This window comes from Phaeovulum sp. (genome assembly GCF_030684035.1).
In the GTDB taxonomy this organism is placed as follows: Bacteria; Pseudomonadota; Alphaproteobacteria; order Rhodobacterales; family Rhodobacteraceae; genus UBA6213.
The window spans coordinates 1-10,771 of the sequence record NZ_JAUXPI010000054.1; the positions used below are offsets into that span (position 1 = coordinate 1).

Sequence of the window (10,771 nt, forward strand, 5' to 3'; positions counted from 1 at the left end):
GCCCAGCGCCACCGCGCCGAGCCCTTCCAGCAGTTGCGCGGTAATGCGCGAGGGGGCACGCAGTTTCAGCCCCGCCATATCCTCCAGCCGCAGCACTGGGCGCGAAGAATGCACCACCCCCGGCCCGTGCACCCAGGTGCCAAGGATCTGCATATCCTTGAAATCGGTGGCGATCATGTCGCTTTGCGCAATTTCCCAGTAGGCGCGGCTGGCTGATTCGGCATCGGCCACGAGAAACGGCAGCTCGAACACCTCGGTGCGCGGAAACCGCCCTGGCGTATAGCCCGGCAGGGTCCAGACGATATCGACCACACCATCGACCAGTTGATCGACCAGATCGGCGGGCTTGCCGCCAAGCTGCATCGACGGAAATATCTCGATCTTGATGCGCCCGCCCGACGCAGCCTCGATGCGTCCGGCCCAGGGGTCGATGATCTCGGCGGATACAACACTGTTCAGCGGCAAGAATTCGTGCAGGCGCAATGTCACCTCTTGTGCGCGGGCCGGAGAGAACATTCCGAGGGTCACTGCAACTGCTGCAATCAAGCGGGCAAGCATCGTTTTCTCCTTCGCAAGCCGAGAACAGAAAGTATTATGCGTTTGGCACCCGTGCGAGTCCAGTTGCGCGCTCAATTTATCGGCGATTCACTCGCTGAGGTTGATATATCGTAACTCATACATCCTTACCGTGAATTGGCGTAACTGGCATCCTGCGTCGATGCTGTTATTTTGCACGGCACAAGACCCTGCGCCGCCAGCGGCAGTGCTGCAAAGATGTAACGCTGGACGCAGGACGCGCAAAAAAACTTCGAATCATCTGGAAAACACGGTTATCCGGTGTATTACTGGGTAGCTAATGGGAGCCTTCGAGGGATTGGGAGAGATACATGCAAATCGAAAAAGCAATGGTTGGTGGTCTTGTATCGGTCGCGGCACTTGCAGCGGGCAGTCAGGCGGCTTCGGCGCAGAACTGGACCGGTGCATATGCAGGTCTGTCGGTGAATTCGAACCATGGCGAGTTGCCGTTCAACAGCGACTACAAGCTTGATGGGGTCGCCGTGCTGGGCGGGTTTGTCGGGACGCGCTGGTCTTCGGGCAATTACGTGATCGGAGCCGAACTCGCGCTTCAAGGCTATAGCGGCGGCGATGCCGACGAGCAAAGCAGTTATCCGGAAGATTATCGGCTCGGGCCGATGGTTGACCTGAAGTTTTCGGTCGGCAAGCCGATCGGCAACACCCTGGTCTACGGGTTTGTTGGCGCTTCGGCGGCAAACGTTGACACCGCCTACAACAACTATGCCTCGTTCGGCGCGAACTTCGGGATTGGCGTGGATTACCGGGTCAGCAACAGCTTCTCGGTTGGCGCGGAACTCACCCATCGCGTCATGAACGGTTACGAGAATGATAGCGACTACGTCGGGATCAGCACGGTCGCGCTGCGCGCTTCGTTCCACTTCTGAGGCGTTTTCAATGAAAGGCCCTGCCGGTCCAACGGGCTGGCAGGGCCTTTTGCATTCCTGAACCTTGGCGAGACTGGCAAATTGCGGCAGCTTGTCGTTCTTTTCGGCGGCACCGGCGTTATCGGCTCTGCCGCGGCAACGGTAGCGCGGCAGCGCGGCCTTGATGTGCTATCGATTTCGCTCGATGTGCCGGTGAACCGCAGGTTTTACAGAAACCTTCAGCTTGATCTGGAGAGTGTATCTCCGCCGACACTGGCAAAAACGCTGGACGAGGCGGTCGGCGGAAGCCCGGTCGCACTGCTTTTCGACATCATCGGCCTTGGCGGCAAGACCGCCACTGCGATGGCGGAAATTGCGGCAGCGCGGGCGGCACCGGTTGCGCTGATTTCTTCCTGCCTGCTTTACGATCAGGATGGATCGGGGCCGGTGGACGAGAATTGCCCGCTGGTCACCGACGGTCCCGATTGCCATGCATATCTTCGCGACAAGCTGGCCGTCGAAGCGTTCTGGCGCAACGAGCCGCGGGTCGGCTGGCGGATATTTCGCTGCCATCACATCCTTGGCGCAGGCAGCAACCTCGGCTGTATCCCGAACCACAACCGCGACCCCCAGTTGTTGGCGCGGCTGCGCCGGGGCGAGCCGCTCGCGCTGGCGCGGGGTGGCGAGCTTTCGCTTTCCTGGATTCATCCGGAAGACCTTGCCGCTGCCGTTCTCGACCTATGCGCCGACCCACGCAGCCGCCACGCTTCGGTGAACCTGAGTGCGCCGGACCCTGTGCGCGCCCAAAGCTATTATGAGGCGATTGCCCGTGCGCTCGAACTGCCCGCCCCGGAAATCCGGCACTTTGACCCTGATCCTGGCGATTTCTGGGCGTTGACAGCGCGCGACAATGTGTTTGTGTCGGGCCACCCCTTTTTCAACGAACTCAGCTTTCGCCATGACTTTGCTTCAGCAATTCGCGATGCGCTCGCGGTGCCCGAAAACGAACGCGCGCGCCGCGCCCGGTTCATGCTAGCCCGCATAGCCGGTCGCATGGGGGGCTAGGAGGCGGCGCTATCGGGGTTATGGACGAGCTTCTTGCGAACGAGAAATTCCTGCGTGGAATTGGTGCGTGGAAACGGCACCTCCGGCATGGTAACGCAAAGAAAGCCACAGAGCGGTGCCCAGCCGTCGGCCACGTCATAAACCAGCAGCCGCTCTGGCGGCACCCCGGCTTTCACGCTGCGGTTATGGCTTTCGTAGACCGCCAAGGCATGGTCGCGGTCGTCCATTCGGCCACCGAACGCCTTCGAAAAAGTTAGATCATGCACCATATCGCTGACCGCGCGGTTATAGGGGTCAGGGTCGACAGGGCGGCTTTCGATAAGCGATCGCAGGATGGTTTGCCGCAGACTTTCGTACCAGGCATGAGGCTCGCGGACAGTCAAAATGACCTTTGCCTTGGGAAAATGCGCCAGCAACTCGCGCCAGTAATGCGCACCCGGCCAATCAACCTGCGAACGGTAGCCAAGAAAGACAGCGTTCCAATCCACCGGCTCGCCACGCCCGGCGGCCCGCCAGAATGCAAGCTGGTTCTGATGCGCGCGCACCTCGTACATGTGATGGCACGGCCCAAACCCAAGATGTTCCAGAGCGAGCTTCAGCGAGTGGGTTCCGGTTCGGCCAAAGCCCGCACCGATGATTTCAAGCGCCATCCTCGTCCCTCGCCGAATACGCCAACTTGAGCACCTCGCGGATTCTCGATTTGAGAACCGGGAAAGTCCACCGATTTTTTCTGCGCCCGTCGCATGACTTGAGCCGTGGTGGAGCGCACAGGTCATGCGCAAGCAAGCCGCAGATTGCGCTCCGTCTCTTGCCGCATCAGCGTCATGGGCAATCAGATATGCGTCGAGTTTCAATCTGGCTGAAAGGCAGCCCCGCGTACTCGTAGGCCAGCGCGGCCCGCGCTGTTTCACAGTGAAGCAGCAGGTCGAATTCAGCAAGCCTGATGCGCTCATCAAAAGCAGTTTCATCAGGGAAGGCGTGCAGAAACTTCGTCAGGCGCCAGGATAGGCTTTCCGCTGCCCAGATGCGTCGAAGCGCGTCTTGCGAATAGCTGTCGATCAATACCGTCGACGCTTCGCGAAGCCAGGAAATCAGCGCGCGCGACAAGCGCTGCACATCCGAAATCGCCAGGTTCAGCCCCTTGGCCCCGGTTGGTGGTACGATGTGCCCGGCGTCGCCCGCGAGGAAAAGCCGCCCCCAACGCAACGGCTCAATCACCCTGCTGCGCAGGGGTGAGATGGATTTTTCGATTGACGGACCCATCTGCAAACGGTCAACGACTTCAGCCGGGGCCCGTCGTACGAAAGTTTCCCAAAACCGGGTGTCTGGCCAGTCCTCTATGCGGTCCGAGAGCGGTGCCTGCACATAATAGCGGCTCAGCATCGGCGTTCGCTGTGAAGCGAGGGCAAAGCCTTCGGAATGCCGGATATAGGTGAGCGCGTTGATCGGTGGCCGTTCGACCATGATGCCGACCCAGGCAAAGGGGAAAGCCCGTTCAAAGGTCTTCGATACTGCGGCCGGAATGGTTTTGGCGGCAACGCCCTGCGCCCCGTCACATCCGGCAACTGCACGGCATTCCAGCCGATGCGCGACCCCGGCACGGCGGTAGGTAACGAACGGTGCCCCGCCTTCGACGTCGCAGATTGCCACATCCTCGACCTCGTCAACGACAGGCACACCCGTAGCATCTCGGGCTGCGTACAGGTCTTCGGTCAGGAAGGTCTGGCCGTAGGCAGTCATGCACTGGCCTGTCCAGCGCCGTATGTCGAGCGCCACGCCCGCGCTGCCCTGCCAGGCAAAATGGACCGTATCGAGCGGGCGGCCAAGCGAATCGATCCGCGTGGGTGGGCCCTCGCGCCGCAGAAAATCGACCGCACTCGGCTCCAATACGCCAGCGCGAATCCGCGCGAGAACATGCGCGCGCGATCGCCGTTCGAGGATGACCGTGTCAACACCGGCCCGATGCAGCAAATGCCCGAGCAACAGGCCCGCCGGGCCGCCACCAATGATCGCCACCTCGGTTGCATCGCGTCGCATTTTCTTGCCCTACAGTCGCATCGCCGCGCCAGCTTAGTGCATCCAGTTGCCGCTGCCAACGCGCCCCAGGAAAGTAACGCACGGGCTGGCACCAGGCCCGGCTTCACGGCAAAACCAGCGGCAAAAGGTTTTCTTGCGTCTCAAAGGCAGCTATCTACAACTGACCAGGCAAAACCTGCAGCGCCGACCAAAAGCGTCCGGAAATTCGAGATGTTGCAACCAGACACTGAAACGAACCTCGGCCTTGCCATGCTTGCCACGGCAGCGCGCGTGCCTGATCTTCTGGCAGTCATCACCGACAGCAGAATGGTGAACTATGCCGATCTAGCGCGCCTGGTGCGTGGCCATGCAGCACAACTTTCGGCGCTCGATATCGGGCCGGGGCGTGTCGTTGCAGTGGAGAGCGAGGATATTTTGGCCATCGTCGCTTCGCTGCTTGGCACCGCGCTGGTCGGCGGGTCCTGGATTGCGCTGAAAAATGCGCGGGCACTCGCGGCGGTCGTCACCCCCGATCTTGTCTTGCGCTCTGAGCCGGGGGGCGCCACAGATGCCGACGGCATCCGTTGGGTGACCATTGATGAAAGCTGGCAGAGCACCGAGCTTTCGACCCTGCCCACGCGCGCAGATACCGATGCGCCATTCCTTTACAACAGCACCTCGGGGACCACCGGCACGCCCAAGCTGATGACGCTGAGCCAGCGGGTACTGGCTCTGCGCGCCAGCGCGGCGCGGGATGACTTCGTGGAGCGCGAGACGGTGTTCTGTGCGCTCTTTCAGGCCACGGCGCGCCCCTATATCACCCGCATGCTAGCCGCGCTCATCAACGGTGCCACAATCCTGCACAGCCGCGACTTTGCGCTTTGGTATGCGACGGGGATGAACCATCTTTATGGTTCGGTGGCGCAGGTGGCGGAATTTCTGGGCAACGTCAGCTTCGACCCGAAACTGCCGATGATCCATGTGTCGGGATCGAAACTGCCTGACGGCTTGGCGCGGCACCTGTTGGGCAGTTTCGAGCAGGTCATCGACCTTTACGCCTCGAGCGAAACCAACCGCAGCTTTAAGAACGTGAAATACCTCGATTCTGAAGGCAATTTGCGAATGCGCGGCGCACCGCTTGACAGCGAGGTGCAGATTGTCAGCGATGCAGACACGGTGTTGCCGCCCGGCGAAATCGGTGCCATCCGCGTGCGCAATCCCTACATGGCAAAGGGATACATCAAAGCGCTTGAGGCCGAGGCGCGCTCGTTTCGCGACGGCTGGTTCTACCCGGGTGATTTCGGCTATTTTGGGCGCGAGGGAGAGTTGGTCATTTCCGGGCGCAGCGGTGATGTCATCAACATTGGCGGGGTCAAGATAAGTGCGCTTGCCATCGACGAAGCGATGCGTTCCGTGACCGGCATTGCCGATGCGATGTGCTTTGAAAATCCGCAGCCCGATGGGCCCTCAGAATTGATCGCCTTTGTCGTTCCCGCAGCGGGAACGCCATTTGCCACAGCAGTTGCCAACCTGTCGCAACTTTTGCCTGCGCTGATCGCGCCCGATTCAATTCCCGCGCGTTTCGTGGAGATAAATGCCGTGCCCAGAGTGCATGATGGTGGCGCGCAGCGCTTTCTCTGCCGCGAGATTTACCAAAGGCTCAAGACCCGATGACCATGCCGCACAACAATTTGGCGCGTGCATTTGGCGCGGTGGCGGAGGCAAACGCCAGCCTTCCTGCGCTGATCGCCCAGGACGAGGTGCTGAGCTACGCCGATCTGTGGCGGCTGGTGCGGCGCATCGCGGCACGGATGCAGGCCGATGGCGTAGGGGCGCAAAGCCTGGTCGCGGTGAATACCCAAGACATGCGCGCTTCGCTTGGCACTGTGCTGGCGACGGCGCTTCTCGGTGCGGGCTTCGTGGTGGCGGGACAGCTACTGGCGCACGCAAAAGTTCTGAAGCCGACGCATTTCTACCGCACACCGGAAATGTCTGGAAGCACCAGGGTTCCGTTCCGGGTAATCGACGCGGACTGGCTGGGTGCGGACGACGGTGCCGAACCGACTTTCGTTGCGACCGACCCGGATGCCAACTGGCTTTATCTGCACACATCGGGCACCACCGGCACACCGAAGTACTTGGCGCTAAGTCAACGAGTGGTCTGGAAGCGTTCGCTTGCTTCGGCAGCAGATTTTCCTTTCCGTAAAACAACTTACGCAGGTTTTTTTACATCGACCTCGCGGCCATTTTATGCGCGGGCAATGGCCGCGCTTCTCCAGGCTTGCACGCTTGTCGAAGGCATGGATCTCGCGCGCTGGCAGTCTGTCGGGGTCAACTTCGTCTGCGGCTCGCCGACCCAGGTGCTGGAAGCGCTTGGCGAGATGGTGATCGACCCGCCGTTTGACCGGCTGGAAGTGAGCGGGGCACCGCTGCCGGACGGATCCGCCGCGCTCTACCTGCGCAGCTTTCGCAGGGTGCTCGATGTCTATGGTGCATCGGAAACGAGCAAGAGTTTCGCCAACGAGATGTCGCTTGACCCAGACGGTGGCGTTTTGCGGACAGGCGTCAGCTTCGACAGCGAAGTCGAGATCATCGATGCGCTGGGGCGGCCTTGCCCGCCCGGCGTTGCCGGAACCGTCCGTGTACGCAATGCGTATCTGGCACGCGGATACGTCGCCGCACCCGAGGCTTCTGCGCAGGCTTTTCGCGATGGCTGGTTTCATCCCGGGGATATCGCGCGCTGGGGGCCACGCAGCGATCTGATCATCCTGGGGCGCGACGACTCGACGCTCAATATCGGCGGCTACAAGATCAGTGCCGACTTAGTGGAATTTCTGGCCCGCTCGGTACCGGGGGTAGCGGATGCGGTCTGCTTTCAGAATCCGGTTCCCGGTGCCACGCAGCCGGTCGTCTGCTTTCTGGTCTTCGCTCCCGGCGCAGACCGCGACACGGCGACCGAAGAGTTGTTGCGATTGGCCGCGGTGAAACTCGGCCATGTCTTTGCCCGCAAGAACCTGCGCGCCATCGACAATATCCCCAGCCACCCTGACGGTCGGCATGATCGCAAGGCCTGCCAGGCACTGGTCATGAGCTACGCACACTCGGGTGGAGAATTCCAATGACCGCGCTTCTGCAATCGGCCAACCTCGGCGCAGCTTTTGCCCGCGCCGCGCTTTCACACCCGGGGCAGCAGGCCATCGTCGCCGAGGACATGGCGCTTGTCTATTCCAGGCTCTGGCTGATCGTGCAGGGCTTTGCGCTCCGGATGCAGGCAGCGGGCATCGACCAGCAGGCGATTGTTGCGCTCAAGAGCACCGACATGATCGCCTCGGTCGCGGTGATGTTCGCCACCACGCTGCTCGGGGCAGGTTTCGTCATCTGGGAGGAGCAGCTCCTTGCCGATGGTGTGGTGCGACCGACCCATGTGCTGCGCTCGCCCGAAGTGGCGGCCCCCGGCGGTGTTGCGTCAATTCTCATGGAGGCGAGTTGGTCGCCGAAACACACCCCGGTTCCCGAGAATGCGTGTGAGCATTTCCCCGGCGCGGCAGATACCGAGGCAGCGTGGTGGTACCTGCACACGTCGGGCACCACGGGCCGCCCCAAATACCTCGCGCTCAGTCAGCGCGTGGCGCTGGATCGCTCGCTCGCGCTCGGATCAGACTTTCTAGGTGCCGAGACTCGGTTCACCTCGCTTTTCCCCTGCACCACACGGCCATTCTTCGTGCGCGCCATGGCCGCACTGGTGCACGGCGCGACGATCATTGATACCATCGACCCAGCCTTCATGCAGGCTCAGGGCGTAACGCTCGTATGCGGCTCGCCGCGCCAGACCGAGGCATGGCTGCAAGGGCGGCGGCTTTCACCCCGGCTGATGCTGCTTCAGCTCAGTGGTGCCAGGTTCACCGCAGCGCAGGCGGAGGTCCTGCTCGGATCCTTCCAGAAAGTCGAGGATGTTTACGGGTCCAGCGAAACCAACAAGGCTTTCGTCAACGTCAAGACGCTCGACGATGGCACGCTCGTTACCCGCGCCTCGCCACAAGACAGCAGCGTGGAAATCCTGCGCCCCGATGGTGCCCCCTGCGCTAGCGGCGAAATCGGCGAGGTACGGATTCGCAATTCATACATGGTGCCTGGGTATATCAACGCCCCCGAGGCCACGCGCCGCGCTTTTCGTGATGGCTGGTTTCACCCGGGCGATCTTGCCTGCTGGGACCAACAGGCAGCATTGTGCATTGTCGGCCGGGTCGACGAGATCATCAACCTTGGCGGCATGAAGATCGACCCGCTGGAGGTGGAACAGGCACTGCGCGTGCCCGGAGTTCGCGCCTCTGCCTGCTTCCGCGACCCGCGGGGCGAGTTGCGCCTGCTGGCCTTCGTTGAGATCGAAGCCAGCCGCGACCCCGAACCGGTTGTTCGACAGGCAATGGCGCAATGCGCGCAAAAGCTCGGGCCATTGATGACGCCCGCGCTTGTCTATGTTGTTGAACGAATCCCGATGACCCATGACGGTGTGCCGATGCGTGCGCAATGTGAAGTGATGGCCAAAGACTTGCCCAGCGAGGCCTTGTGAGGATATGATGACGGCTACCCCGGACCAGACGCATCTTGCCGCGGCACAGGCGGAAACGGCCGCGAAACACCCCGGCAGGCCGGCTCTGCGCTTTCCCGACCGGACCTTTACCCATGACCAGATCCGCAGGCTGGGCGCTGCCTTTGCCACCCGCATGCTGACGAGCGGAATCGGACCTGGTGCGTTGTTGTGGGTAGCATCGCGCGATGCTGCGGTTGTGGTGGCCGCGATGCTGGGCGCAGCGCGGATCGGCGCTGCGGTAGTCCAGATCGGCGAGGGCGTCGAACCGCCTGCCGAACTCACAGTCACCCACACTTTGGTGCCGCAGGGGGAAACCGCGAAGGTCCGAGGCCTTGTGGTTACCGTGAACGCAGATTGGTCCCCCGCTGCCACGGCAGAAACCGGGGCCCAAGCGATCGACCCGGATGCGGCATGGCTTCATGTGCACACATCAGGAACGACCGGCTTGCCGAAATTTGTAGCGCTAAGCCAGCGCATGGTCGTCGAGCGTTCGCGCGCAGTCGCCGACGATTTTCCACCGGGGGGCTCTTCGGTGTTGCTTTACCCGGTGGGTTCAAGACCATGGCTTGCCCGTGCCTTCGCAGTGCTGGTGAACGGCGGCACGCTATGCTGCGAATATGCAGCGAATGACTGGGGAGGTGCCGGGGTGGAACTGGTTTCAGGTGCCCGTGCCCAGTTTCGCAATCTTCTTGACGCCGGCTTTCCGGGCAGGCTCGCCCGAGCCGAAGTGATTGGCGCGCGCCTGCCTGACGCATTTACCAGCCTGCTTCTTGCCCATTTCGATGTCGTGGACGACACTTACGGCTCCAGCGAGACATCGAAATGCTATGCAACGCTATGGCGGAGCGGGCCCGACGGTTCTGCCACGCCTGCTGGTTACCGTCGCGACAGCGCCATTGAACTGGTCGATGCGTTGGGCCAGCCGGTAGCGAAGGGCAGCGACGGCATCGTGCGCATCCGCAACAGCTACATGGCAAACACCTACATCGCCGATACCATTGCGGCGCGCGAGGCCTTCCGAAACGGCTGGTTCTACCCCGGCGATGTCGCTTGGGAAGACGAAACCGGGCGCTACCAATTTCGCAACCGAAGCGATCATGTCGTCAACATCGGCGGCGAAAAGGTCAACGCCTATGCAATCGACATGGTCATTCGTGCGACGCGCGGCATTGCGGATGCGATCGTCTTCCGCAACCCCAAGCCTGGTGCGGCGGACGAGCTTTTTGCCTTCGTCGTTTTCGAAGCGCAAGCGAACCGGATTCAAGCCATCGAAAGCGCAAAATACTCGGTACGTGAGCGCTTTGGCGAGGCGATGGTGCCGCGGGTCATCCGCCCGGTAGCAGGGATACCGCGCAAGGAGGATGGCACCCCTGACCGCGGTGCCTGCGCCGATTTCATCCTGTCTGTCGCGACGGGCTGACCGCGCAAAATGCACCTAGGCTCGCCGTGCGCACGGCGCGGTGGAGGGCGCGTTTTTTTCGTTATTCGGGGTGCTGGCGGCGAACGAGGGCGGCAATGTGGCAATGGCCGGGGTGGTCGCGACCCGGTCAGGCGTTGCCCAGCCCATATCGCCGCAACTTGTCCCAGAGCGTCTTGCGCGATACCCCCAGAAGCGCGGCTGCATCCTGCAGAACGCCGTTTGCCTCTTCAAGCGCGCGCA

The 10,771-nt window shown here is 61.8% G+C and carries 10 protein-coding genes; 6 read left to right on the forward strand and 4 right to left on the reverse strand.

Annotation, left to right across the window (positions count from 1 at the left end; genetic code table 11):
* Positions 1 to 558 (reverse strand): TRAP transporter substrate-binding protein DctP (dctP, locus tag Q8J98_RS12400; protein ID WP_305294626.1); only part of this gene is annotated, 558 nt, incomplete at its 3' end.
* A gap of 329 nt (positions 559 to 887) precedes the next feature.
* Between dctP and Q8J98_RS12405 the strand changes: the two genes are divergently transcribed.
* The gene (locus Q8J98_RS12405) at positions 888 to 1,460 is read left to right on the forward strand and encodes an outer membrane protein (protein WP_305185848.1); all 573 of its coding nucleotides are present in this window, start codon (positions 888 to 890) and stop codon (positions 1,458 to 1,460) included.
* A gap of 81 nt (positions 1,461 to 1,541) precedes the next feature.
* Positions 1,542 to 2,504 (forward strand): NAD(P)-dependent oxidoreductase, encoded by a 963-nt coding sequence (locus tag Q8J98_RS12410; protein WP_305294628.1) that lies wholly within the window; start codon positions 1,542 to 1,544, stop codon positions 2,502 to 2,504.
* Here the strand turns inward: Q8J98_RS12410 and Q8J98_RS12415 are convergent.
* Both Q8J98_RS12415 and Q8J98_RS12420 read right to left on the reverse strand, forming a co-directional pair.
* Entirely contained in the window at positions 2,501 to 3,154 is a 654-nt protein-coding gene (locus Q8J98_RS12415) for a sulfotransferase family protein (protein ID WP_305294629.1), read from the reverse strand. The genes Q8J98_RS12410 and Q8J98_RS12415 overlap by 4 nt on opposite strands.
* A 172-nt stretch (positions 3,155 to 3,326) precedes the next feature.
* Positions 3,327 to 4,541, reverse strand: coding sequence for a 4-hydroxybenzoate 3-monooxygenase (locus Q8J98_RS12420; RefSeq protein WP_305294630.1), 1,215 nt, complete (start codon positions 4,539 to 4,541; stop codon positions 3,327 to 3,329).
* A 210-nt stretch (positions 4,542 to 4,751) separates the two neighbouring features.
* Between Q8J98_RS12420 and Q8J98_RS12425 the strand changes: the two genes are divergently transcribed.
* The 4 genes from Q8J98_RS12425 to Q8J98_RS12440 are packed head-to-tail and all read left to right on the forward strand — an operon-like array spanning position 4,752 to position 10,531.
* Complete coding sequence (locus Q8J98_RS12425) at positions 4,752 to 6,194, forward strand: class I adenylate-forming enzyme family protein (protein WP_305294631.1); 1,443 nt, start codon at positions 4,752 to 4,754, stop codon at positions 6,192 to 6,194.
* Positions 6,191 to 7,642, forward strand: coding sequence for a class I adenylate-forming enzyme family protein (locus Q8J98_RS12430; RefSeq protein ID WP_305294632.1), 1,452 nt, complete (start codon positions 6,191 to 6,193; stop codon positions 7,640 to 7,642). The genes Q8J98_RS12425 and Q8J98_RS12430 overlap by 4 nt, the downstream gene beginning before the upstream one ends.
* A complete protein-coding gene (locus Q8J98_RS12435) occupies positions 7,639 to 9,090 on the forward strand; it encodes a class I adenylate-forming enzyme family protein (RefSeq protein WP_305294633.1) in 1,452 nt (483 codons plus the stop codon). Before Q8J98_RS12430 ends, Q8J98_RS12435 begins: the two co-directional genes overlap by 4 nt.
* Positions 9,091 to 9,097: 7 nt before the next feature.
* A complete protein-coding gene (locus Q8J98_RS12440) occupies positions 9,098 to 10,531 on the forward strand; it encodes a class I adenylate-forming enzyme family protein (RefSeq protein WP_305294634.1) in 1,434 nt (477 codons plus the stop codon).
* Between the two features lie 127 nt (positions 10,532 to 10,658).
* On the opposite strand, the gene Q8J98_RS14805 is transcribed toward Q8J98_RS12440, so the two are convergent.
* The coding region (locus Q8J98_RS14805; RefSeq protein WP_370868071.1) for a helix-turn-helix domain-containing protein at positions 10,659 to 10,771 on the reverse strand (113 nt) is incomplete at its 5' end.